The 22,376-nt window shown below is 71.2% G+C and carries 29 protein-coding genes; 22 read left to right on the top strand and 7 right to left on the bottom strand.

The features are described 5' to 3' along the window. The first annotated feature begins 79 nt into the window (after positions 1–79). The 9 genes from infA to ACYVPE_RS28410 all read left to right on the top strand — a co-directional run bounded on the left by infA (position 80) and on the right by ACYVPE_RS28410 (position 4,988). On the top strand, positions 80–301 hold the full coding sequence (gene infA / locus ACYVPE_RS28370) for a translation initiation factor IF-1 (RefSeq protein WP_461036580.1): 222 nt from the start codon (positions 80–82) through the stop codon (positions 299–301). A gap of 27 nt (positions 302–328) precedes the next feature. Next, positions 329–442 (top strand): 50S ribosomal protein L36, encoded by a 114-nt coding sequence (rpmJ, locus tag ACYVPE_RS28375; protein WP_049567412.1) that lies wholly within the window; start codon positions 329–331, stop codon positions 440–442. A 191-nt stretch (positions 443–633) separates the two neighbouring features. Beyond that, positions 634–1,014 (top strand): 30S ribosomal protein S13, encoded by a 381-nt coding sequence (rpsM, locus tag ACYVPE_RS28380; RefSeq protein ID WP_461036581.1) that lies wholly within the window; start codon positions 634–636, stop codon positions 1,012–1,014. A gap of 72 nt (positions 1,015–1,086) precedes the next feature. Beyond that, positions 1,087–1,491 (top strand): 30S ribosomal protein S11, encoded by a 405-nt coding sequence (rpsK, locus tag ACYVPE_RS28385; protein WP_019433438.1) that lies wholly within the window; start codon positions 1,087–1,089, stop codon positions 1,489–1,491. 27 nt (positions 1,492–1,518) lie between these two features. Beyond that, positions 1,519–2,145 carry a 30S ribosomal protein S4 gene (gene rpsD, locus ACYVPE_RS28390; RefSeq protein ID WP_461036582.1) on the top strand — a complete coding sequence of 209 codons (627 nt, stop codon included), beginning with the start codon at positions 1,519–1,521 and terminating at the stop codon, positions 2,143–2,145. Between the two features lie 112 nt (positions 2,146–2,257). After that, positions 2,258–3,280, top strand: coding sequence for a DNA-directed RNA polymerase subunit alpha (locus ACYVPE_RS28395; protein ID WP_132816539.1), 1,023 nt, complete (start codon positions 2,258–2,260; stop codon positions 3,278–3,280). Between the two features lie 308 nt (positions 3,281–3,588). After that, positions 3,589–4,131 carry a 50S ribosomal protein L17 gene (gene rplQ / locus ACYVPE_RS28400; RefSeq protein ID WP_461036583.1) on the top strand — a complete coding sequence of 181 codons (543 nt, stop codon included), beginning with the start codon at positions 3,589–3,591 and terminating at the stop codon, positions 4,129–4,131. Positions 4,132–4,272: 141 nt separating this feature from the next. After that, positions 4,273–4,650, top strand: a complete 378-nt coding sequence (locus ACYVPE_RS28405) for a type II toxin-antitoxin system RelE/ParE family toxin (protein ID WP_461036584.1) — start codon at positions 4,273–4,275, stop codon at positions 4,648–4,650. Further along, entirely contained in the window at positions 4,647–4,988 is a 342-nt protein-coding gene (locus ACYVPE_RS28410) for an XRE family transcriptional regulator (RefSeq protein ID WP_461036585.1), read from the top strand. The genes ACYVPE_RS28405 and ACYVPE_RS28410 overlap by 4 nt, the downstream gene beginning before the upstream one ends. Positions 4,989–5,019: 31 nt before the next feature. On the opposite strand, the gene ACYVPE_RS28415 is transcribed toward ACYVPE_RS28410, so the two are convergent. Then, positions 5,020–5,772 (bottom strand): siderophore-interacting protein, encoded by a 753-nt coding sequence (locus ACYVPE_RS28415; protein WP_461036586.1) that lies wholly within the window; start codon positions 5,770–5,772, stop codon positions 5,020–5,022. Between the two features lie 27 nt (positions 5,773–5,799). On the opposite strand from ACYVPE_RS28415, the gene ACYVPE_RS28420 reads away from it, so the two are divergent. After that, positions 5,800–6,210, top strand: a complete 411-nt coding sequence (locus ACYVPE_RS28420) for a MerR family transcriptional regulator (protein WP_461036587.1) — start codon at positions 5,800–5,802, stop codon at positions 6,208–6,210. A 15-nt stretch (positions 6,211–6,225) separates the two neighbouring features. Here ACYVPE_RS28420 and ACYVPE_RS28425 read toward each other — a convergent pair whose 3' ends face one another. Next, positions 6,226–7,143 carry a zinc-binding dehydrogenase gene (locus tag ACYVPE_RS28425; RefSeq protein WP_461036588.1) on the bottom strand — a complete coding sequence of 306 codons (918 nt, stop codon included), beginning with the start codon at positions 7,141–7,143 and terminating at the stop codon, positions 6,226–6,228. A 138-nt stretch (positions 7,144–7,281) separates the two neighbouring features. On the opposite strand from ACYVPE_RS28425, the gene ACYVPE_RS28430 reads away from it, so the two are divergent. From ACYVPE_RS28430 to ACYVPE_RS28440, 3 genes are all read left to right on the top strand, one after another. Next, the gene (locus ACYVPE_RS28430) at positions 7,282–7,848 is read left to right on the top strand and encodes a TetR/AcrR family transcriptional regulator (protein WP_461036589.1); all 567 of its coding nucleotides are present in this window, start codon (positions 7,282–7,284) and stop codon (positions 7,846–7,848) included. Positions 7,849–7,968: 120 nt separating this feature from the next. Further along, positions 7,969–8,388, top strand: a complete 420-nt coding sequence (locus ACYVPE_RS28435) for a YciI family protein (RefSeq protein ID WP_461036590.1) — start codon at positions 7,969–7,971, stop codon at positions 8,386–8,388. Continuing rightward, on the top strand, positions 8,361–9,677 hold the full coding sequence (locus ACYVPE_RS28440) for an RNA polymerase sigma factor (protein ID WP_461036591.1): 1,317 nt from the start codon (positions 8,361–8,363) through the stop codon (positions 9,675–9,677). The genes ACYVPE_RS28435 and ACYVPE_RS28440 overlap by 28 nt, the downstream gene beginning before the upstream one ends. A 59-nt stretch (positions 9,678–9,736) precedes the next feature. Here ACYVPE_RS28440 and ACYVPE_RS28445 read toward each other — a convergent pair whose 3' ends face one another. Both ACYVPE_RS28445 and ACYVPE_RS28450 read right to left on the bottom strand, forming a co-directional pair. Further along, positions 9,737–10,141: a hypothetical protein gene (locus ACYVPE_RS28445; RefSeq protein ID WP_461036592.1), complete on the bottom strand. Its 405-nt coding sequence runs from the start codon at positions 10,139–10,141 to the stop codon at positions 9,737–9,739. A 239-nt stretch (positions 10,142–10,380) separates the two neighbouring features. Beyond that, the gene (locus ACYVPE_RS28450; protein ID WP_461036593.1) at positions 10,381–10,710 is read right to left on the bottom strand and encodes a hypothetical protein; all 330 of its coding nucleotides are present in this window, start codon (positions 10,708–10,710) and stop codon (positions 10,381–10,383) included. A 154-nt stretch (positions 10,711–10,864) separates the two neighbouring features. Here ACYVPE_RS28450 and ACYVPE_RS28455 point away from each other — a divergent pair, with 154 nt between their 5' ends. From ACYVPE_RS28455 to ACYVPE_RS28470, 4 genes are all read left to right on the top strand, one after another. After that, positions 10,865–11,704 (top strand): helix-turn-helix domain-containing protein, encoded by an 840-nt coding sequence (locus ACYVPE_RS28455; RefSeq protein ID WP_461036594.1) that lies wholly within the window; start codon positions 10,865–10,867, stop codon positions 11,702–11,704. Continuing rightward, positions 11,682–11,954, top strand: coding sequence for a DUF397 domain-containing protein (locus tag ACYVPE_RS28460; protein ID WP_461036595.1), 273 nt, complete (start codon positions 11,682–11,684; stop codon positions 11,952–11,954). The genes ACYVPE_RS28455 and ACYVPE_RS28460 overlap by 23 nt, the downstream gene beginning before the upstream one ends. 81 nt (positions 11,955–12,035) lie before the next feature. After that, on the top strand, positions 12,036–13,568 hold the full coding sequence (locus ACYVPE_RS28465) for a putative T7SS-secreted protein (protein ID WP_461036596.1): 1,533 nt from the start codon (positions 12,036–12,038) through the stop codon (positions 13,566–13,568). A 37-nt stretch (positions 13,569–13,605) separates the two neighbouring features. Continuing rightward, positions 13,606–14,310, top strand: coding sequence for a hypothetical protein (locus ACYVPE_RS28470; RefSeq protein ID WP_461036597.1), 705 nt, complete (start codon positions 13,606–13,608; stop codon positions 14,308–14,310). Positions 14,311–14,323: 13 nt separating this feature from the next. On the opposite strand, the gene ACYVPE_RS28475 is transcribed toward ACYVPE_RS28470, so the two are convergent. Both ACYVPE_RS28475 and ACYVPE_RS28480 read right to left on the bottom strand, forming a co-directional pair. Next, complete coding sequence (locus ACYVPE_RS28475) at positions 14,324–15,202, bottom strand: metal-dependent hydrolase (protein ID WP_461036598.1); 879 nt, start codon at positions 15,200–15,202, stop codon at positions 14,324–14,326. Then, on the bottom strand, positions 15,199–15,411 hold the full coding sequence (locus ACYVPE_RS28480; RefSeq protein WP_461036599.1) for a hypothetical protein: 213 nt from the start codon (positions 15,409–15,411) through the stop codon (positions 15,199–15,201). The genes ACYVPE_RS28475 and ACYVPE_RS28480 overlap by 4 nt, the downstream gene beginning before the upstream one ends. Positions 15,412–15,492: 81 nt before the next feature. Between ACYVPE_RS28480 and truA the strand changes: the two genes are divergently transcribed. Then, a complete protein-coding gene (gene truA / locus ACYVPE_RS28485; RefSeq protein ID WP_461036600.1) occupies positions 15,493–16,347 on the top strand; it encodes a tRNA pseudouridine(38-40) synthase TruA in 855 nt (284 codons plus the stop codon). A gap of 25 nt (positions 16,348–16,372) precedes the next feature. Here the strand turns inward: truA and ACYVPE_RS28490 are convergent, their stop codons facing one another. Beyond that, positions 16,373–17,227 carry a hypothetical protein gene (locus ACYVPE_RS28490; protein WP_461036601.1) on the bottom strand — a complete coding sequence of 285 codons (855 nt, stop codon included), beginning with the start codon at positions 17,225–17,227 and terminating at the stop codon, positions 16,373–16,375. A gap of 122 nt (positions 17,228–17,349) precedes the next feature. On the opposite strand from ACYVPE_RS28490, the gene ACYVPE_RS28495 reads away from it, so the two are divergent. The 4 genes from ACYVPE_RS28495 (at position 17,350) to glmM (ending at position 21,900) form a co-directional block, all read left to right on the top strand. After that, positions 17,350–18,975, top strand: coding sequence for an ABC-F family ATP-binding cassette domain-containing protein (locus tag ACYVPE_RS28495; protein WP_461036602.1), 1,626 nt, complete (start codon positions 17,350–17,352; stop codon positions 18,973–18,975). A gap of 291 nt (positions 18,976–19,266) precedes the next feature. Then, on the top strand, positions 19,267–19,710 hold the full coding sequence (gene rplM / locus ACYVPE_RS28500) for a 50S ribosomal protein L13 (protein ID WP_132822137.1): 444 nt from the start codon (positions 19,267–19,269) through the stop codon (positions 19,708–19,710). A 40-nt stretch (positions 19,711–19,750) separates the two neighbouring features. Continuing rightward, positions 19,751–20,263 carry a 30S ribosomal protein S9 gene (gene rpsI / locus ACYVPE_RS28505; protein WP_461036603.1) on the top strand — a complete coding sequence of 171 codons (513 nt, stop codon included), beginning with the start codon at positions 19,751–19,753 and terminating at the stop codon, positions 20,261–20,263. A 236-nt stretch (positions 20,264–20,499) separates the two neighbouring features. Beyond that, positions 20,500–21,900 (top strand): phosphoglucosamine mutase, encoded by a 1,401-nt coding sequence (gene glmM / locus ACYVPE_RS28510; RefSeq protein ID WP_461036604.1) that lies wholly within the window; start codon positions 20,500–20,502, stop codon positions 21,898–21,900. Positions 21,901–22,376: the final 476 nt, after the last annotated feature.

The following is a 22,376-nucleotide window of genomic DNA, read 5'->3' on the forward strand; positions in this document are numbered from 1 at the left end:
GAGTCGGTTCTGTGCACCCTCCCCTTTGTGTGCGCGGAGCCATCCAGGTAGCCGATCCCGGAAGGTGAAGCGCTCAAGTATGGCCAAAAAACAAGGGGCCATCGAGATCGAGGGCACGGTCGTCGAGGCTCTGCCCAACGCGATGTTCAGGGTGGAGCTTCAGAACGGCCACAAGATCCTCGCGCACATCAGCGGCAAGATGCGGATGCACTACATCCGTATTCTTCCCGACGACCGGGTCGTGGTGGAGCTCTCTCCCTACGACCTGTCGCGCGGGCGGATCGTCTACCGCTACAAGTAGACCGAGACCCGGAGAACCTCAGCAGCCATGAAGGTCAGGCCGAGCGTCAAGAAGATCTGCGACAAGTGCAAGGTGATCCGCCGCCACGGCCGGGTCATGGTCATCTGCGAGAACCTGCGCCACAAGCAGCGCCAGGGCTGATCGCCGACCACCCGCACGCATCGCAGCACACTTCGCGCGACGCAATCAGAAAAAGAGAATCGCAGTCACCCGACCCCCTCGCGCCGTGAGTCGCGCGGGGACGACACCCCCGGCGGAGGCCGGGGACCCGGCTCGCCAGGCCGGGAACGGTGCTGCGGCAGACCTCCAACGATCATCAGGAGCCACGCATCATGGCACGCCTCGCAGGCGTCGACCTCCCGCGCGAAAAGCGCGTCGAGGTGGCCCTCACCTACGTCTTCGGCATCGGGCGCACCCTTGCCCAGGAGACGCTGGCCAGCACCGGGGTGAACCCGGACACCCGCGTTCGCGATCTTGTCGAGGAGGACCTCGTCAAGCTCCGCGAGTACGTGGACGCCAACATCAAGACCGAGGGTGACCTCCGTCGCGAGATCCAGGCCGACATTCGTCGCAAGGTCGAGATCGGCTGCTACGAGGGGCTGCGGCACCGCCGTGGCCTGCCCGTCCACGGCCAGCGCACCAAGACCAACGCGCGTACCCGCAAGGGCCCGCGTCGCGCGATCGCCGGCAAGAAGAAGCCGGGCAAGAAGTAGTCCGCACCGGATCACGCTCGTCCAGCGGTCCGGTAAGCAGGACCGACCACCTCCAGGGGAGATACCAAGCAGATGCCGCCAAAGGGCCGTACTGCCGGCGCCAAGAAGGTGCGCCGCAAGGAAAAGAAGAACGTCGCTCACGGGCACGCCCACATCAAGAGCACGTTCAACAACACCATCGTCTCGATCACCGACCCGTCCGGCAACGTGATCTCCTGGGCCTCGGCCGGCCACGTCGGCTTCAAGGGCTCCAGGAAGTCCACGCCGTTCGCCGCCCAGATGGCCGCGGAGAACGCCGCGCGTCGTGCCCAGGAGCACGGCATGCGCAAGGTCGACGTCTTCGTGAAGGGTCCCGGCTCCGGCCGTGAGACCGCGATCCGCTCCCTCCAGGCCACCGGCCTCGAGGTCGGCTCGATCCAGGACGTCACCCCGACCCCGCACAACGGCTGCCGCCCGCCGAAGCGCCGCCGCGTCTGAGCGAAGTGAAGTAGGAGACAAAAGACTATGGCGCGTTACACCGGGGCCGACTGCAAGCGTTGCCGTCGGGAGAAGCAGAAGCTCTTCCTCAAGGGAGCGAAGTGCGAGAGCGCGAAGTGCCCGATCGAGATCCGTCCTTACCCCCCGGGTGAGCACGGGCGCGGGCGCACCAAGGACAGCGAGTACCTGCTGCAGAAGCGTGAGAAGCAGAAGTGCGCGCGGATCTACGGTGTCCTCGAGAAGCAGTTCCGCGGGTACTACGAGGAAGCCAACAGGCAGTCCGGCAAGACCGGTGAGAACCTGCTCCGCATCCTCGAGTCCCGCCTGGACAACGTGGTCTACCGGGCCGGCTTCGCCAAGTCCCGCGACCACGCCAGGCAGCTCGTCCGGCACGGCCACATCACGGTCAACGGCCGGAAGCTCGACATCCCGTCCGCGCGGGTGTCGCCGAACGACATCATCGAGGTCCGCGAGTCCTCCCGCACCCTGACCCCCTTCCAGGTGGCCCAGGCGGAGGCCGGCGACAAGACCGTTCCGGCGTGGCTGGAGTCGGTTCCGTCGACGCTGCGGATCCTCGTCCACTCGCTGCCCGAGCGCCAGGTGATCGACACCCAGGTGCAGGAGCAGCTGATCGTCGAGCTGTACTCGAAGTAACCGGGGTGGGCGGGGTCGGCCGGTTCGGCCGGCTCCGCCCTTACCCTCGAACCATCGCTGTGTCGTCTGGTCCGGCATCAAATAGTGGGTGCCGGAGACTGGAGTCGTAACCATGCTGATCGCTCAGCGCCCCTCCCTGACCGAAGAGGTCGTCGACGAGTTCCGCTCCCGGTTCGTGATCGAGCCGCTGGAGCCGGGCTTCGGCTACACCCTCGGCAACTCGCTGCGCCGGACCCTGCTGTCCTCCATCCCCGGCGCCGCCGTCACCAGCATCCGCGTCGACGGTGTGCTGCACGAGTTCACCACCGTGCCGGGCGTCAAGGAGGACGTCACCGACCTGATCCTGAACATCAAGCAGCTGGTCGTCTCCTCGGAGCACGACGAGCCGGTCGTGATGTACCTGCGCAAGCAGGGCCCGGGTCTGGTCACCGCCGCGGACATCGCCCCGCCGGCCGGCGTCGAGGTGCACAACCCCGACCTGGTGCTCGCCTCCCTGAACAACAAGGGCAAGCTGGAGATGGAGCTGACCGTCGAGCGCGGTCGCGGCTACGTCTCCGCGGTGCAGAACAAGCAGCTCGGCCAGGAGATCGGCCGGATCCCGGTGGACTCGATCTACAGCCCGGTGCTGAAGGTCACCTACAAGGTGGAGGCCACCCGCGTCGAGCAGCGGACCGACTTCGACAAGCTGATCGTCGACGTCGAGACCAAGGAGGCCATGCGGCCGCGTGACGCCATGGCGTCCGCCGGCAAGACCCTGGTCGAGCTGTTCGGCCTGGCCCGCGAGCTCAATGTCGACGCCGAGGGCATCGACATGGGCCCGTCCCCGACGGACGCGGCGCTCGCCGCGGACCTGGCCCTGCCGATCGAGGAGCTGGAGCTCACGGTCCGTTCCTACAACTGCCTCAAGCGGGAGGGCATCCACTCGGTCGGCGAGCTGGTCGCCCGCTCCGAGGCCGACCTGCTCGACATCCGCAACTTCGGCGCCAAGTCGATCGACGAGGTCAAGGCGAAGCTGGCCGGCATGGGCCTGGCCCTGAAGGACAGCCCGCCCGGATTCGACCCGACCACCGCGGCCGACGCCTTCGGCGCCGACGACGACGGCGACACGGGCTTCGCGGAGACCGAGCAGTACTGACCGCTGGCCGCTGTGGCTTTCGCGGTGCGCCGGCCACGGCTACCGCCCGGCCACCGGCCGGGCCGCGCCGGGCCGCGCCGGGTTCGGGAGCGTAGCTCCCGGGCCTTCGGCCGGCCCGCGAGGGCCGGCCTGACATCGAGACTTCCGGGAGCTTCGCTCCCGGGCCCACCGTCACCGGTACCTGGTACGGCCGGTGCGGATCGTCTGCGGCGGGGCTCGCCGCAGGCGGGGCGTTCGGGGCTCCACCCGAGCGCCATGACTGACGTCGGTACCTGACACGGCTGGCGCAGAGACGACGGGAGAGAGATATGCCTACGCCCACCAAGGGCCGCAGGCTGGGTGGCAGCCCCGCCCACGAGCGGCTGATGATCGCGAACCTCGCCACGGCGCTGTTCGAGCACGGCCGCATCACCACCACCGTGGCCAAGGCCCGCCGGCTGCGTCCGGTGGCCGAGCGGCTGATCACCAAGGCGAAGAAGGGCGACCTGCACAACCGTCGCCAGGTGATGCAGACGATCACCGACAAGAGCATCGTGCACACGCTCTTCACGGAGATCGGCCCGAAGTTCGCCAACCGTCCCGGTGGCTACACCCGGATCACCAAGATCGGTCCGCGTCGCGGCGACAACGCCCCGATGGCCGTGATCGAGCTGGTCGAGGCCCTGACCGTGCAGCAGGCCGCCGTCGGCGAAGCCGAGGGTGCCACCCGCCGCGCGGTGAAGGAGGCCGACGAGGCGAAGGCCAACGCCGATCTGGCGAAGGCCGACGACGAGACCGAGGTCGTCAACGAGGCCGCCGACGAGGCGCCCGAGGAGACCAAGGGCGAGTCCAAGGACGAGAAGGACGCCTGATCTCCCACCCCGAGTTCGGCCCACCGGGCCCGCTCCCCTTCGGGGGAGCGGGCCCGGTGGCGTTTTCCGCACCCCTGCGTACAACCTCTATGTTGTATGCTGCTGGTGTCATACTGGCCTAGTGGGAGGCGGTGCCTCTGTATGCCGTGGGAGATCGTCGTCGTTGAGCCGGCCTTGTCATGGCTGCACAACCTCCGGCGGACCGACCGTCTCACGCTCATACAGGTCAGCAAGGCGATCACGGCGCTCCAGGAGGAGGGGCCTGCCCTCGGGCGCCCTCTCGTGGACACCATCAAGGGCTCCAGCCTGCCGAACCTCAAGGAGTTGCGCCCCGGGTCGGCAGGGGCCAGCGAGGTGCGGTTGCTGTTCGTCTTCGATCCCATCCGGCAGGCCGTGATCCTGGTCGGGGGCGACAAGGCGGGAACCTGGTCCGGCTGGTACCGGGAGGCCGTGGCGACGGCTGAGGAAGCCTACGCGCACCACCTGAAGCGCATAGCGGGAGAGGACAGGGAGCGATGACACCAGACCACTCGAAGGATCCGGAGGCCGTCTCCTGGGAGACGCTCACCGAGAAGTTCGGCTTCACCGAGGCCGAGCGTGACGAGATCACGCGTGGTGCCCAGGCGATGATCACCGCGTCCCGGGTGCACCGGCTCGCCGAACTCCGCAAGCGTCAACACACCACACAGGTGGAGGTCGCCCAGGCGATGGGTGTCACGCAGGCGCGGGTCTCGCGCATCGAGAAGGGGCAGTTGGAGCGTAGCGAGGTCGAGACGCTCGCGGCCTATGTCAAGGCTCTGGGTGGCAAGCTGAAGATCGTCGCCGACTTCGGCGACGAGTCGTACGTCCTCGGGTGATTACCACCCGGCTGCGTCCGGGTGGCGCTTCTCAGTCCAGGCCGCGGCGGCCCGGGGCCCAGAAGGGTTTGACGATGACGGACCTGCGGGGCCAGCCCAGGGTCCCGGTGAAGTGGCGGCGTACCGCCTGGCAGGTGTGGGCCTCGCCGGCGACGTAGGCCACGCCGGGTTCGGCCGGCAGGTCGAGCGCGCGGACGGCGTCGGCGAGCGGCCGGTCGTGCGTCCAGTGGAGCTCGTCGGCGCGCGGCAGGGGCAGGCGGTCCTCGGGGGCCGCCACCCCGATGGCGCCGTGGACGCGGGCGGTGGCCGGCAGGGTCCCGAGCATCGGGCGGAACGCGACCGACGCCGTCTCGTCGCCGACGAACACGTGGTAGGGCGCGTGCCGGTCGAGGACCACGCGGCCCTCGGGGCGGGTGAACGAGACCCGGTCGCCGACTCGGACGCCGCGCGCCCAGCGGACGCCGGGTCCTTCGTCGCCGTGGTCGAGGACGCACAGGTCGAGCGTGCCGGCGCGGGCGTCGTGGTCCCAGACCGAGTAGCTGCGCAGCATGTCGCGGAAGCCCGTCAGCCAGGCCCGCGCCGTGCCCGGGTCGCCGACCAGGACGCGGACGTGCTGGCCGGGCCGCCAGACCAGCTCGCGCGCGCCCGCGCCGGCCGGGCCGCCCACGCCGCCGATCCTGATCCGGCGGGTGCGGGGTGTGAGCGGGGTGACGTCCTCGACGGTTCCACCCAGCAGGAACCGGTCCCTGATCGACCGTCGGGTGGCGGGCTCGGGTTTACGCATGCCTTCACCGTGCTGGTTAATGTGCGCATGAAGTCAAGCGGCGCGGAAGTCGACATGAGCATCGGCGAGTTGGCCGGCCGGTTCGGTCTCGCGACCCATGTGCTGCGGCACTGGGAGAGCGTCGGTCTGCTCACCCCCGACCGTGCCCCCGGCGGTCAGCGGCGGTACGGCGACGACGAGCTGCGACGGGTGGCCATGATCCTGATCGGCAAGGAGGCCGGCCTCGGCCTGGGCGATCTGCGTGAACTGCTCGCCGCGGTGAACGACCTGGGGGACCGTCGGTCGCTGCTCCGGCACCACCACGCCCGGCTCGTCGAGCGGATCGCCCAGGCCCAGGCGGCCAAGCGCTTCATCGAGGAGGTGCTGGAGTGTCCGCTGTCCTTCGACGAGTGCCCGCGCGCCAGGGCGGAGATCGAGGCGCGCATCCCCCCGGCCTGAGGGCGCGGCCGGCGGTCAGGCCGAGGGCGGCGTCACGGCCAGCACCACCTTGCCGGCGACGCGGCGGTCCAGGAGGTCCTGGGCCGCTTCGGTGACGTCGGCCCAGTCGCCGCGCCGGTCGACCTCGGGGGAGAGGCGGCCGGCGGCGAGGAACGCGAGGAGGGTGGCGAGGTCGGGGCCGACCTCGTGGACGTCGCCGAAGGTGCTCATCGTCTTGGCCCGGCCGATGGAGAACAGCGCGTACGGGTCGAAGACGGCCGGCAGGTCAGAGGCCCAGCCGATGTTCTGGACCATGCCGCCGTGCGCCAGCAGCCGCCAGGCCGCCGCCAGTTGTGGGCCGCCCACGGTGTCCAGGACCAGGTCGAGCGGGCCCTCGACGCCGTCGAGGCCGACGGCCACCTGATGGGCGCCGAGTTCGCGCAGCCCCGCCGTGCGGGCCGGGGAGCCCACCGAGGCGATGACGTGGGCGCCGCCGAGCGCCGCCAGTTGGATCGCGTAGCGGCCGACGCCGCCGGCCGCGCCGGTGATCAGGACGCGGCGCCCCAGGATGTCCCGGCTGCGCAGCGTGCGCAGCGCGGTGACGCCGGCCATCGGGAGGGCGGCGGCGTCGGCGAGGTCGACACCCTCGGGGACGACGGCCACCGCCGTGGTGTCGACGGCCATCCGTTCGGCCCATGCCCCGGCGCCGAAGGCCGCGACCCTGGCCCCGACGGGCGGCCCGCCGCCGTCGGCGGCGGCGCGGACGACGACGCCGGCCGCGTCGTAGCCGTGCACCGTGCCCGGCGGGCGCCGGCCGGCGAACTGGACCTCGCCCCGGTTGAGGGAGAGGTGGCGGACGTCGAGCAACAGCTGGTTCGGTGCCGGCTCCGGCTCGGGGGCGCTGCCGAGGCGCAGCGAGCCGGGTGCGTCGGGGTCGACGATGAGCGCACGCATGGGGAGGGACCTCCTGGGGACGAGCGACCGATACGGACTGTCGGTCCGCTTGGTCGGGTACGGTAGCATAACCGGACCGACAGTCCGCCGCCGTTTCGAGATCGCGAGAGATCGCGCGAGATCGCGTGAAGGAGCCCCATGGCCGAGCGTGCCGACGCGGCCCGTAACCGCCGCGCCGTGCTGGACGCCACCGAGCGGCTGCTGGTCGAGGGCGGCGGCGACCACGTCTCGATCGACCGCGTCGCCGCGCTCGCCGGCGTCGGCAAGGGCACCGTCTTCCGCCGCTTCGGCAGCCGCGCCGGCCTGCTCCAGGCGCTGCTCGAGGAGCGCTCGCGCGAGCTGCGTGCGGCCGTCGGGTCGGGGCCACCCCCGCTCGGCCCGGGCGAGGCGTCCCCCCGCGAGCGGCTGCTCGCCTTCCTCGACGGCCTCGGCGCGATCGCCGAGCGCAACGCGGTGCTGTTCGCTGCCCACGAGCAGGCGTGCGCGGAGGACAGGTACGCGGACCCCAGCTACCGCTTCTGGCACGCCCACCTCGCCGGCCTGCTCGCCGCCGAACGCCCGGACGCCGACGCCGACTTCCTCGCTCACGCGCTGCTCGCCACCTTCGACGGCGACCTGATCCGCCACCTCACCCCGGCGGACGACCCCCGTTACTTCACCCGTTCCGTGCAGCGGATGGCGCTCGACGTGCTGCGGCGCGACTGAGCCGAGAAATTCTCGAATCCGTCCGCCCGTCGTGTCGATCGGCCGCGCCGCCGTTCGACCTGGGGATGAGAGGGTCGGGAACGGCGACCCGGAGACGCGAAGTCGAGGAGACGATCGACGATGGCGAAGTACATGCTGATCATGCGTGGCACCGACGAGTCCATGGCCGCGATGATGGAGACGCCCTTCGAGGAGATGCTGGAGCGCATGGGGCGCTTCAACGAGGAGCTGATCAGGGCCGGGGTGCTCGTCGCCGCCGAGGGGTTGGACGACCCGTCCCAGGGCGTGGTGGTCGACTTCGGCGGCGAGAAGCCGGTGGTCACCGACGGCCCCTACGGCGAGACGAAGGAGCTGTTCGGCGGCTTCTACCTGCTGGACGTGGCGTCCAAGGAGGAGGCCGTCCAGTGGGCCAAGCGGATCCCGGCGATCCCCGGCTCGAAGTGCGAGATCCGGCGCGTGCCGTCCATCGACGAGTTCCCGCAGGACAACGAGTGGATCGTCAGGGAGCGGGCGTGGCGCGAGCGGACGGGCCAGCTCTGAGCGCTGGAGGGGCGGCGCGGGTCGTCGAAGCCGTCTGGCGCATCGAGTCGGCCCGGATCGTCGGCGCGCTGGCCCGCTACACCGGCGACTTCGCGCTCGCCGAGGACGTCGCGCAGGAGGCGCTGGCGGAGGCGCTCGTCTCCTGGGCGCGGGACGGCGCGCCGGCGAACCCGGTGGGCTGGCTGCTCGCGACGGCCCGCCGCCGCGCCATCGACGCGTTCCGCCGGCGGTCGGCGCTGGACGAGCGGTACGCGCTGCTGGCCGGCCAGCTCGCCGAGGGCGAGACGACGTCCGGCGCGGCGTCGCCGCCGAGGGACGGCTCGGCCGAGCTGCCGTGGGACCCGGACCGGGTCGACGACGACGTCCTGGCGCTGATCTTCGTCGCCTGCCATCCGGTGCTCTCGCCCGAGGCCCGGGTGGCGTTGACGCTGCGCACGGTCGGCGGTCTGTCGAGCGAGGAGATCGCCCGGGCGTTCCTGGTGCCCGTGCCGACGGTCCAGGCGAGGATCACCCGGGCGAAGAAGACGATCGCCGCGGCTCGGGTGCGGTTCGAGCCGCCGCCGGCCGAGGAGCGGCGGGCGCGGCTCGGCGGCGTGCTGAGCGTGCTGTACGTGATCTTCACCGAGGCGTCGACGGCCACCGGCGGGGATCGGCTGCTGCGCGCGGAGCTCGGGTACGAGGCGATCCGGCTGGCCAGGACGCTGGTCGCGCTGCTGCCCGAGGAGCCGGAGGCGCACGGGCTGCTCGCGCTCTGCGAGCTCACCGCGGCGCGCTTCCCGGCCCGGGTCGGTCCTGACGGCGAGGCGGTGCTGTTGGAGAACCAGAACCGTGGGCTCTGGGACCGGTCGGCGATCCGCCGCGGCCTGGCCGCGCTCGGCCGGGCGGCGACCGTGGGGCGCGGCCAGGGCCTCGGCCCGTACGGGTTGCAGGCGGCGATCGCGGCCTGCCACGCGGCGGCCGCGTCCGTGGCGGAGACCGACTGGGAGCGGATCGTGCTGCTCTACGAGGCGCTCGGCCGGGTGGCGCCGTCGCCCGTGGTGGAGCTGAACCGGGCGGTGGCCGTCGCCATGGCGAGCGGCCCTGGGCCGGCGCTGGCGCTGGTGGACGAACTGGCCGTCTCGGGGCGGCTGTCGGGGTCGCACCTGCTGCCGAGCGTGCGCGGCGAGCTGCTGGCGCGGCTCGGCCGCGGTGCCGAGGCCCGGGCGGAGCTGGAGCTGGCGGCCCGGCTGTGCGGCAACGTCCGTGAGCGGGCGGTCCTGCTGGGGAAGGCCGCCGCGCTCACGGAGTGAGCGTCGGTGCCCGCCCTCAGGGGAGGGGAGCGGGCACCGACGCGCTCTGGGGGTGTGGCTCAGGCCTTCCAGGTTCCGTAGTCGTGGTACTGGAGCCCGTACCTGTTCTTCAGCGAGACCGTGAACCGGTAGTAGCGGCCCTCGACCAGGTCGTACCCGTTGGACGCGCGGTGGGTCTTGCAGTTCCCGTTTCCGCCGATGCTGAACTCGTCGACGTTGTAGCCGTGCACCGTGTCGTAGACCTGCACGTTGACCGCCCACCCGTCGGCCTCGATGTCGCAGATCTGGACGACGTCCCCGTAGGACGCGAAGCGGAGACGACCGCCCGGGTCTCCGTCGTCGGTGTGCATCTGGTGGTCCCAGTCCACGGCCGAGGCGCTGGGCGAGGCCAGCACCGGCATCACCAGCGCGGCAAGGGCGATGACGAACGCGCGCAGGGCGGTTCTCTTCGATGGCTTACGCACAACGAGTTCCTTTTCTGCCATGTTCACCCGTGGTCGGCGGGTTGGCGAGAGCGTAGCCTCAGGGTTTTCGCTTGTAAAGAAAGCGAGTTGAGTATTTCTGTGGCCCTGAGGGTTGGGTGTGCCGTCGCTACCTCAAATCTTCCTCAAGAGCAGGAGGTTTGTCCGTGAAGGCGGTATCTCGGCGGGACTGGGCGATCATCCCCCGTTGCTGGGTTGGCTATTCGCGAGAGCGAATAGCGCTATTCGTTATTCCAGCCTTCAATCAAGCGGGCGCCTCGGCTGTCGGCGACCCGGAGGGTGTCTTCGAGCGAGGCGGCGGTTCGCTGGAGCGCGACGCGAAGCGTGAGCGGTCCGGCGGTCGGAATGCCGAGAACGCGTTCGGCGTGCCCGAGCGCGTTGGCGCCGAACCGGAGTTGGTCCTCCTCGGCCCGGTCCGCGATCCGCGCGATCCGTCCGGGCTCGGCGTCGTCGCCGCTGAGGTAGCACGGCTTGCCCTCCGGCGACTCCCAGGGCAGCAGTCGCAGCCCCGAGTCCGAAAGTGGACGGTCGCGCTCACGGTCGTAGCTCATCTGTCGTTCGGCTCCCTTGCCGTCGTCCTTGCCGTGGTCACACGTGAGGCCCTATTGCCCAGCGTGGCCCCACGCTTACAGACTGCCGTCAGCGCGTCACGGTCGGAAGCCGCCGGAGCTCTCCGGGCGCGCTGTCAAGAGAGGAGACCGGACAGTGGCCAACGACGCGACCGAGCCGATGATGACGCGGCGCAAGTACGGCGAGGAGCTGCGGCTGCGGCGGGAGGCCGCCGGGCACACGCAGCAGTCGCTCGGCGAGGCGGTGATCATGTCCCCCTCGATGATCGCCCACATCGAGGCGGGCCGACGCCGGCCGCGTCTCGAGGACGCGAAGCGGCTCGACAGGGAACTGGACACCAACGGCTTCTTCGAGCGGTGGCTCCCCACGTTGGACGAGGCCCAGTTCGCGCCGCACTTCATGGAGGCGGCCGAGTCGGAGAAACTGGCGGAGGTCATCGAGGAGTACGCGGCGGGCGCCGTGCCGGGGTTGTTGCAGACGGCGGACTACGCCCGTGCCATCAACCTGGGCGCTGAACCCAACATCCAGGCCAAGGAACTTGACCAGCGCGTCGTCAACAGGATCGGCCGGGCCAGGATCTTCGACAACCCGATGAAGCCGAGGATGTGGGCCATCCTGAGCGAGGCGGTACTCCGCACCGTCGTCGGCGGCCCGGTGGTGATGGCGCAACAGCTCCGCCACATCGCCGGGTTGATCCGCTCCGGCCGCGTCCAGGTCCAGGTGCTCCCGTTCTCGGCCGGGGCCCATCCGCTCACCGACAACAGGCTGAAGCTGATGCGGTTTCCCGACGGTCCCGAAGAGGCGTACTTCGAGGTGTTGTACACCGGTGCACTCACCGACGAACCAGCGCTCGTAAGGCGCTACCGGCAAGCCTATGATCTGGCCAGGGCCGCCGCGCTCCCACTGATGGCGTCCCTGGAGCTGATCGAGTCGGTGGCGGAGGAATACGAGAATGCGGTGCACAAGCATCCCTGACGCGTCCGTGATCCCGGCGTGGCGCAAGTCCAGCTACAGCCTGGGCGACAATGGCAACTGCCTTGAGGTGGCCGCCTGGCGCAAGTCCAGCTACAGCCTCGGCGACAACGGCGACTGCGTCGAGGTCCGTGACGACTTCCCCGGGGCCGTTCCCGTCCGGGACAGCAAGAACCCGACCGGCCCGGCGCTGCTCGTCGCGGAGACGAGCTGGTCCGGGTTCGTCGCGGCGGTGCGCGCCGGTTCGTTCTGACCTTCATCGATCGGCGGGAACCGGTCGGCTCGACGCCGCGTGTTGTGCGACGACGTATGGGCGTAGAGGGGGGAGCTTCGCATGGCGCGGCCGTCTGACTGGAGTCCGGTCGACATGGACTCGGATCCGACGCCGGGCCACCCGGACGAGGTGAGGGAACTCGCCGACACACTCCAGGACTTCGCGGACGACGTCGCCGAAGCGCTGGGCCGGGTGCGGGGGATGTCCGAGGATCGGGCCGTGCTCGACTGGGCCGGCCTGTCCGCTGAGGCGTTCCGGTCGGAGTTCGACGGGGTGCCGGGCAATCTGGAGAAGCTTGAGACGTCGTATGGCATGGCGGCTCAGGCGTTGGGGACGTACTGGCCGAAGCTGGAGACGGCGCAGGGCATGGCCGACCGGGCGTTGGACCGCGCCATCTCGGCCCAGACGGACCTGTCCTCGGCGCAGTCGGCGCTCTCCGACGCGCAGGACTGGGTGTCCCGGGCCGGTGACGAGGCCGACCGGCTGGAACGTGAGGGCGAGCGGGAGGACGTGGAGCCGCCCTCCGAGGCGGACGTCCGGGCCGCGACGCGGGACGCGACCGCCGCCGGCCAGGCGGCCTCGGACGCGCAGGGTCGGGTGGACTCGGCCGAGGAGGCGCTGTCCGCCGCGCGGGAGTTGGCCCGGCAGGCGAAGGAGATGCGGGAGGACGCGGCCCGTGCCTGCGCGGACGACCTGGACGAGGCGTCGGACGCCGGTATCCAGAACCGTCGTTGGTGGGAGGACGCGGTCCACTGGGTGTCCGAAAACTGGGACACCATCGTCGAGGTTTGCAAGGTCGTCGTCGCGGTGCTGGGCATCGTGGTGATGATCATCGGCGGCCCGCTGGCCTGGGTCGTGCTGGCCGCCGCGCTCGTCGTCCTCGCCGACACGCTCATCGACTACGCCAACGGCCGGGCGACCCTCCTCGACGTGGCCTTCGCCGCCCTCGACTGCATCCCCGGCATGAAGGGCATCACCACCCTCGGCGGCCTCGCCGCCGGCTTCCGCCGGGTCGCGCGCGGTGGCTTGGCGGAGATGGCCGGAGGTGTCCGGGCGATGAGCGGCGGACTTCGCCGGTCCGCTCGGATGGCTGGTGGGCAGATCCGCTATGGAGACCTGACGCCGAAGGCCAGAAACCTGGTCCGCAGGCTCGAAGGGGAGGGGCACATCCGGATTCGCGCGGGTGAGGTGAACGTCTCCCACCTGGCGGAACTCCAGCGGTTCAGTGGGGTCGAGCACGCGATCATCCAGAACCCGGCCGGCGAGTTGCGGATGTTCCGTGGCACGGAGGTCACATCGGCCATCCCGCGGGATCTTCGCGGACAGGGTTACGACTTCATCGCCCACACGCACCCTGAGGACCGACTGCCTGGACCGCCCACCGATATCGAGCGTTACCAGGGGATCAGTAACAGCATGACCAGAGACCTTGAGAACAAGTTCTCCAGTCACGTCGAGGTCGTTGTCAGCAGGAACGACAATATGCGGTTCTTCGACGGGGACGGGATCCTCGACATTCCGGCCGGAGACTTGCCGGCGAACGGTCCGGTGAATGATCGTGGGTTCATTGTGCCTGTGCCCGGAATCGGCTGACTGCTACCCTTCGACGAGCGAGAAAGGCCCGAGGGACATGGAAGAAGGCGTCACGTCATGCCGAATCTGTGGACGGTTCGTCCTGCAGATTCCGGGCTGGACCACCTACGTCCAGAGTTACTGGCTGCTCCGCGCGGCCTGGCGAACAGAGCCCCGCTTCTTCCACGGTGCGCTGCACTTCTCCTGCTTGGGCGAGTGGGAGCACAAGGCGTCCTTCGGCGAGGAGTTGGCGGACATCCTCACGGGGCGGGGGCGCTCGATCACGGTTGAGGCCGAAGGTGCGCAACATACTCTGGAGCAGCCCGGTCTCTACTACAGCGAGCTGATCCATCGGGACCAGGATTGCGTGATCTATCGCAACACGTCCACGGACCGGTGGCTGGTGCTTGACCGGCGGGGGCCGTGGTTCTTCCTGGACGCCGAGCAGTTGCGGGCGCTTGCTCAAGAACTGCCCGCGCGGGCCGAGGGGGACGGGGAGAGGGTCAGGATTCCGGAAGAGCGTGACGCGGTGGGCGAGGCAGAAGCGCTACCGGAGTTGCTCGATTCCCTTGGAGTCCTTGACCGCTATCCCGGCCTCCTGGAGCACGGGGCCCCCGACTATCAGTTCTGGGGTTACCACCCGAAGAAGCGTGTGCTCGAGTTCTCCGTCGCGGTCAACCTTCCACTGCCCGTCTCGGCAACCAAGTTCCTCGCGGGGTACGCGCGGGATTACGAGCCTCTCGACTTCGGCGAGGCCGAGTAACGAACGATCCCCCTCACGCGGCGAGTTGGGCCGGTTCGGGCGGCTTGGGGGCCGCGGCGGTCCAGAGGGGGCGGCCGATGAGGAGCCACAGGAGCCAGAGGGCGGTGGCCAGGCCGGCCAGGCCCAGCGCGGTGTTGGTGGCGAGTTCCCGCAGGGGGGTGGGTTCGAGGGTGGCCTTCTCGACCCAGTAGGGGCCGCCCCACGTCCAGTCCATCGGGGCGCCCTCGATCAGGTGGACCCAGGTGGTCCAGCCGATGATGCGGCAGGCGCCGTAGACGAAGTAGGCGCGGTAGAGGGCCAGGAGGACGCGGTCGGAGAGGTGGAGGCGGCGGCGGAACCAGCCCCAGGCGGGGTCGGAGGGGACGACCTCCTCGAAGAAGTAGCGGGCCCGCAGGGCCCGGAAGCCGAGGAGGGCCAGGGTGAGCCAGAACAGGTCCCAGACCAGGCCGAGGCTGCCGTAGTAGGCGGCGGCGTCGCCGTAGCGGCCGGCCTGGGCCGCGTAGGCCCACATGCCGGTGCTGTACTGCTGCGTGGTGAAGGGGAAGAACAGCATCGTGCCGACGCTGTCGAAGATGTCGGTGAGCACGTGCGCCGCCGTGCCGACGGCGAGGCCGAGGGCCCACTCGCGGCTCCTGAAGAGCCGGAGCACCAGCAGGCCGAGGACGGCGGCGAACAGTAATGAGTGGGTGAAGCCGGCGCCCGGCCAGCCTCTGTGGTACTCCCAGGGGTTCTCCGGCCGGATCACCAGGTTGCCCAACTCGATGCCGTAGACCGGCAGTTTGGTGAGCATGTCGGGGGCGAGGCAGCCGGTGAGGATGGCCAGGATGGACACCTTGGTCCTGATGTGCTTGTGGAGCAGGTAGGACTCCAGCTCGTGCGCCGCCCAGCTCATGGCGCGTCGCCCTCGCGGTCGGCGAGGTGGTCGGCGAGGTGGCCGGCGGCGGCCACGCACAGGACGCAGATGGCCGGGCCGACCAGCCAGTTGAGGACGGGCGTGGTGAACAGGGCCCCGCCGACGACCAGGATCAGCGCGGCCACGGCGTAGCCGATCGCCTCGGGCGGTCCTGTCCGGTGCGGCGGTTCGGAGAGCGGTTCTGGCATGGGCCGGAGCATACCAAGTATGTACTAAGTATCTACCGGGTATGTGGGGTGGAGTGCCGCCGGTCTGGGAGGATCGGAGCCGTGAGTGACGAGGTTGCGGCGGGTGCTGTTCGGGTTCGGCTCGATCTTTCTTACGACGGGCACGACTTCTCCGGCTGGGCGCGGCAGGAGGGCCTGCGCACCGTCCAGGGCGAGTTGGAGGAGGCGCTGCGGATCGTGACCAGGTCGCCGCGCCGGTTCGAGCTGACCGTCGCGGGGCGCACGGACGCCGGCGTGCACGCGCGCGGGCAGGTGGCGCACGTGGACCTGCCGGAGGCCGTCTGGCTCGAGCAGCGGGACCGGCTCGTGCGGCGGCTGGCGGGGCGGCTGCCGAGCGACGTCCGGGTGTGGCGCGCGACGGAGGCGCCGCCGCACTTCAACGCGCGGTTCTCGGCGATCTGGCGGCGCTACGCGTACCGGGTCAGCGACCACCCGGGCGGCGTCGACCCGCTCCAGTACGCCTCGGTGCTCTGGCACAACTGGCCGCTCGACGTGGCGGCGATGAACGCGGCGTCCGAACTGCTGCTCGGCGAGCACGACTTCGCGGCGTACTGCAAGAAGCGCGAGGGCGCCACGACGATCCGCACGCTGCGCGCGCTGCGCTGGGAGCGGCGGCCCGACGGGGTGGTCGAGGGCACGGTCGAGGCCGACGCGTTCTGCCACAACATGGTGCGCTCGCTGGTCGGCGCGCTGCTGTTCGTCGGGGACGGGCACCGGCCGGCCGACTGGCCGGGCAAGGTGCTGGCCGGCCGGGTGCGCGACTCGGCGGTGCACGTCGTGCGGCCGCACGGGCTGACCCTGGAACAGGTGGCCTACCCGCCGGACGACCGACTCGCGGCCCGCAACCGGGAGGCACGGAACGTGCGTTCGCTGCCGAGCGGCGCTTCAGGAGCCTGAGGCGCCGCTCGACGGAACGGCCGGGTCAACCGTTGTTGCGGTCCTCGACGATCGCCGAGGCGGACGCGGACGCCTGGGCCTCGCCCCGCTGGATGATCCGCGCGAAGGCGTGGTCGTTGCCGTCCCGCGCGGCCTGCTGGGCCGGCGTGCCGTCGCCGCTGTCCGGGGAACCGTCGCTGTTGCCGGCGATGGCGAAGTAGGTGTAGCGGCCGACCTGGTTGTTGGTGGTGCGGCAGCCGCCGCGCTGGCAGAAGGCGGGGGCGTCACCGCCGGTCAGCGGCTGGAGGTTGCCGGCCGCGCTCTCCCGGGCGGCGGCCGCGTCCTCCTCGGTCGGGAACTGCGCGACGCCGACGGTGACGGCCACGCCGTCCGCCGTGTAGGTGGCGCGCAGCAGGGACGCGCAGCCGTGCTCGGTCAGCACCGCGGCGAGTTCGTCCGAGGCGGCGCCGGCGCAGCCCTCGGTGGCGTCGGTGGCGGCCTGCGCGTACGAGCGACCCTCTATCTCCATGGCGTCGCCGAAGAAGGACTCGACCTCGAAGGGCGCGATGTCCTTGTCGGCGTCGGAGATGAACTCCTGGGGCTGGGGGAGCGGGGGCAGGGTGGTCTCGTCGAACGCCCCGTCGTCGCTCGCGGTGCCCGTCGGCTCGTCCGGCAGCTCGGTGTTCTGGCCGCCGGACGCGGACGAGCCGCCGTCCCCGCCCTGGTTGACGATGGCCAGCGCCACCACGGTGCCCACCGCGGCCGCCGCCAGCGCGCTGCCGACGACGAGCCACCCGCGTTTGCGCGAGCGGTTCCGCTCCGCGTCGGCGGCGAGCGCGCTCCAGTCCGGCGTGTTCGAACCCCCGGGGACCCACTGGGGTCCCCCCTGCCCGTAACTCATGGGCGGCAGTTTACGGGGGGAGCCGCCGATCCGGTCAGCTGATGTTCTCGTATCCGGGACGAAGGGGGGGCGGCGGCGAAAACCGGTGGGGTGCCAGCGGCCCGGCGCGGCAGACTGCCCCCATGGGACATGTCGAGGTGGCGCACCTGGAGTACCTGCTACCGGACGGGCGGGTGCTGCTCGACGACGCGTCGTTCCGGGTGGGGGAGGGCGAGGCCGCCGCGCTGGTCGGGGCCAACGGCGCCGGCAAGACGACGCTGCTGCGGCTGGTCGCCGGGGAGCTGCGCCCGGCCGGCGGCACCGTCACCGTCAGCGGCGGGCTCGGCGTGATGCCGCAGTTCGTCGGGTCGGTGCGGGACGACCGCACCGTCCGCGACCTGCTGGTCTCCGTCGCGCCCCCGGAGCTGCGGCGGGCCGCGACCGCCGTGGACGAGGCCGAGCTGGCCGTGATGGAGCGGGACGACGAGGCGGCGCAGCTCGCGTACGCGCAGGCCCTCGCCGACTGGGCCGAGGTCCGCGGCTACGAGGCCGAGACCCTCTGGGACATGTGCACGGTGGCCGCGCTCGGCACGCCGTACGACAAGGCCCAGTGGCGGCGGGTGCGCACGCTCTCCGGCGGCGAGCAGAAACGGCTGGTCATCGAGGCGCTGCTGCGCGGCGGCGACGAGGTGCTGCTGCTCGACGAGCCCGACAACTACCTCGACGTGCCGGGCAAGCGGTGGCTCGAGGAGCGGCTGCTGGAGACCAGGAAGACCGTGCTGTTCGTCTCGCACGACCGCGAGCTGCTGGCCCGCGCCGCCCGCCGGATCATCAGCGTCGACCCCGGGGCCGAGAGTTCGGACGTGTGGACGCACGGCGGCGGCTTCGGCACCTACCACGAGGCGCGGGAGCGGCGCTTCGAGCGGTTCGAGGAGCTGCTGCGGCGCTGGGAGGAGAAGCGGGCCCAGCTGAAGCGGCTGGTGCTCGACATGCGGCAGTACGCGGCGAACAGCGACGTGATGGCGTCCCGGTACAAGGCCGCGCAGACCAGGCTGCGGAAGTTCGAGGAGGCCGGCCCGCCGCAGCGGCCGCCGCGCCGGCAGGACATCAGGATGCGGCTGCGCGGCGGCCGCACCGGGCTGCGGGCGGTGACCTGCGAGGGGCTGGAGCTGACCGGCCTGATGCGCCCCTTCGACCTGGAGGTCTTCTACGGGGAGCGGGTCGCGGTGCTCGGCTCGAACGGCTCCGGCAAGTCGCACTTCCTGCGGCTGCTCGCCGGCGACGGCGACGTGGCGCACACCGGCGCCTGGAAGCTGGGCGCCCGCGTGGTGCCAGGGCACTTCGCGCAGACTCACGCCCATCCGGAGCTGATCGGCAGGACGCTGCTCGACATCCTGTGGACCGAGCACGCCAGGGACCGCGGCGCCGCCACCTCGGCGCTGCGCCGCTACGAGCTCGACCGGCAGGCCGAGCAGCCCTTCGACCGGCTCTCCGGCGGGCAGCAGGCCCGCTTCCAGATCCTGCTGCTCGAACTGGCCGGCGTCACCGCGCTGCTGCTCGACGAGCCGACGGACAACCTGGACCTGGAGAGCGCCGAGGCGCTGCAGGACGGGTTGGAGGCGTTCGAGGGCACGGTGCTCGCGGTGACGCACGACCGCTGGTTCGCGCGCTCCTTCGACCGGTTCCTGGTGTTCGGCGAGGACGGTGTGGTGCGCGAGACGTCCGAGCCGGTCTGGGACGAGCGGCGGGTCGCGCGGGAGCGTGGCTGAGGAGTCGGCGGAGGTGGCCGGACAGGGGTCGGGAGGGGGGCCGCGAGCGGGCCGGACGGGGGCCGGATGGGGGTCGTTTTGACCCGTCCGTGGCTGGGACGGTAACCTGCGGCGTTGGAAAACTTATGCGTATGGCTGTCTCGATCTCACGTGAGGGGCCTGCGCCGGTCTACCAGGATGGTTGCCAGCGGCCAGCACCCGGTTTGCGTCACCGCGGTGTCGGCCTTCTCTGTTGTGATCGTCGGGTGGCCTTGTCAGGAACCATTCACGAAGAAGCGAAGGCTACGACCCGTGCGTACGTTCAGCCCCAAGCCCGGCGACGTCCAGCGTCAGTGGCACGTCATCGACGCGACCGATGTCGTGCTCGGCCGCCTGGCCTCCCAGGCCGCCACCCTTCTCCGGGGCAAGCACAAGCCGGTGTACGCGCCGCACGTTGACACTGGTGACTTCGTCATCATCGTCAACGCCGACAAGGTGCACCTGTCCGGCAACAAGCGGACCCAGAAGCTGGCCTACCGGCACTCCGGTTACCCCGGCGGTCTGCGGTCCGTCCGCTACGGCGAGCTGCTGGAGAAGAACCCGGAGAAGGCCGTCGAGAAGGCCGTCAAGGGCATGCTCCCCAAGAACACCCTGGGCCGTCAGATGTTCTCCAAGCTCAAGGTGTACGCCGGCCCCGAGCACCCGCACGGTGCTCAGCAGCCGGTGGCGTTCGAGATCACCCAGGTCGCGCAGTAGTCCCGGCCACCCCTAAGACGAGAGATATCTGAGGAGAATCGTGGCCGAGCCCACCCCTGAGACCCTTGACGCCGAGGTTCCCGAGGTCGAGGAGTACACCACCGAGAGCGCTCCCGAGCAGTTCGCCGGCGACGGCGAGGACGCCTCGGCGCGCTTCGGCGACCCGCTGCCGGGCGCCGGCACCGGGCGTCGCAAGAACGCGATCGCCCGCGTCCGGATCATCCCGGGCAGCGGCAAGTGGAAGATCAACGGGCGCACCCTCGAGGGCTACTTCCCCAACAAGGTGCACCAGCAGTCCGTCAACGAGCCGTTCAAGATCCTCGAGCTCGACGAGCGGTACGACGTCGTCGCCCGCATCTCCGGCGGCGGCATCTCCGGCCAGGCCGGCGCGCTGCGCCTCGGCGTGGCCCGTGCCCTCAACGAGGCGGACGTCGACAACAACCGCGCCCCGCTGAAGAAGGCCGGCTTCCTGACCCGCGACGCCCGCGCGGTCGAGCGGAAGAAGGCCGGTCTGAAGAAGGCCCGCAAGGGGACGCAGTACAGCAAGCGCTAATCGAGCCCACCCCGCTAATCGGGGGGAGTTCCCAGGCGCCCCGGCAGCACTCCGTGCTGTCGGGGCGTTCCTTTTATAGGGTTAACGGGCCCGGTGAACGGTCGTGGACGGTCGGTTGGGTTGACCGCTTCGGTTGACCGCTTCGGTTGACGGGCTTAACTTGACGGGCTCGGTTGAGGGCTTGGTTGACGGGCCGGAACCCGGTCCGTCGTCTGTGAAATCTCGGAGGAACAACCGTGGGACGACTCTTCGGAACGGACGGGGTACGGGGTGTAGCCAACGCCGATCTGACGGCCGAGATGGCTCTCGGTCTGTCGGTCGCGGCGGCGACCGTGCTCGCGCGCGCGGGGAGCGTCCAGAGTGAGCGGAACGACGGGGACGACCGGAGCGAAGGGGAGGGCGGACGGCGGCCGATGGCGGTCGTCGGGCGCGACCCGCGGGCGTCCGGGGAGTTCCTGGAGGCGGCCGTGGTGGCCGGCCTCGCCAGCGCCGGCGTCGACGTGGTGCGGGTCGGCGTGCTGCCGACCCCGGCCGTGGCGTACCTGACCGGCTCGCTGCGCGCCGACTTCGGCGTGATGCTCTCCGCCAGCCACAACCCGATGCCGGACAACGGCATCAAGTTCTTCGCGGCCGGCGGCCACAAGCTCGCCGACGAGCTCGAGGACCGGATCGAGACCGCCTACCGGGACCACGCGAGCGGCGAACCGTGGGCCCGCCCGGTGGGCGCCGGCGTCGGGCGGGTCACCGACTACGACGAGGGCTTCGACGCCTACGTCTCGCACCTGGTCTCCGTGCTGCCGAACACGCTGACCGGGCTCCGGGTCGTCGTCGACGCGGCGCACGGCGCGGCCTCCCGCGTCGCGCCCGAGGCGTTCGCGCGGGCCGGCGCCGAGATCATCACGATCGGCGCCGAGCCGGACGGCCTCAACATCAACGACGGCTACGGCTCCACGCACCTCGACGCGCTGCGGACCGCCGTGCTGGCGCACGGCGCCCACCTCGGCATCGCGGTCGACGGCGACGCCGACCGCTGCCTGGCCGCCGACGCGGCGGGTGGGGAGGTCGACGGCGACCAGATCCTCGCCGTGCTGGCGCTCGCCATGCGCGAGGCCGGCACGCTGGCCGAGGACACCGTCGTCGCCACGGTGATGTCCAACCTCGGCTTCACGCTCGCCATGGAGCGGGAGGGGCTCCGACTCCGGCAGACCTCGGTCGGCGACCGCTACGTGCTGGAGGAGATGAAGCGCGGCGGCTACTCGCTCGGCGGCGAGCAGTCGGGACACGTGATCGTCTCCGACCACGCGACGACGGGCGACGGCACCCTGACCGGCCTCCTGCTGGCCGCCAGGGTGGCCGCCACGGGGCGGCCGCTGGCCGAGCTGGCCGGCGTGATGGAACGGCTGCCGCAGGTGCTGATCAACGTGCCCGACGTGGACCGCACGCGCGTGCGGGACTCGCGCGAGCTGGCCGAGGCCGTGACGGAGGCCGAGCGCCAGCTCGGCGAGACGGGCCGCGTGCTGCTGCGGCCCTCCGGGACGGAGCCGCTGGTACGGGTGATGGTGGAGGCGGCGGATCCGGCGCAGGCGCGGACGGTGGCGGCGGGTCTTGCCGACGCGGTGAAGTCGGCGCTGGGGTAGGGGTTTCGCCCACCCACCCGCCCTTTCCGTTCCGCTGCCGCGCCGCGCTCCGCGCGGGGGTGTGCGCTGCGCTGCGCGCCGCAGCGGGCCTGGGCCTCCAGCGGGGCTCCGCCCCGCGGGGCCGGGCGGCGCAGCCGCGGTTGTTTGCGCCCTGCGGGCGTGCCGCGCCCACCCACCCGCCCTCGCGGGTGGCTTGCGCGGCAGCGGCCTGCGGCCCGGCGGCGTAGCCGCCGGGCCGGGCCCGCGCCCCCTGGGCGGGGGCGTGGGCACACCCACGCCCCTGGCGGGGCGGAGCCCCTCCGGGCCCCGGGCCCGTGGCCCGGAGGGCCGGGGCCCCACCGCGCGCAGCGCGGAAAAGGGCTCGTGGGGGCACCTCCCTGGGGGCCGTTAGCTGGGGGAGGGTGGGGAAAACCCCGCGCGGAGCGCGGGGCACCCGCCCGGCGGCGAAGCCGCCGCAGGCCGGCCCGGCCCGCCAG

This window comes from Streptomyces mayteni, assembly GCF_054783955.1.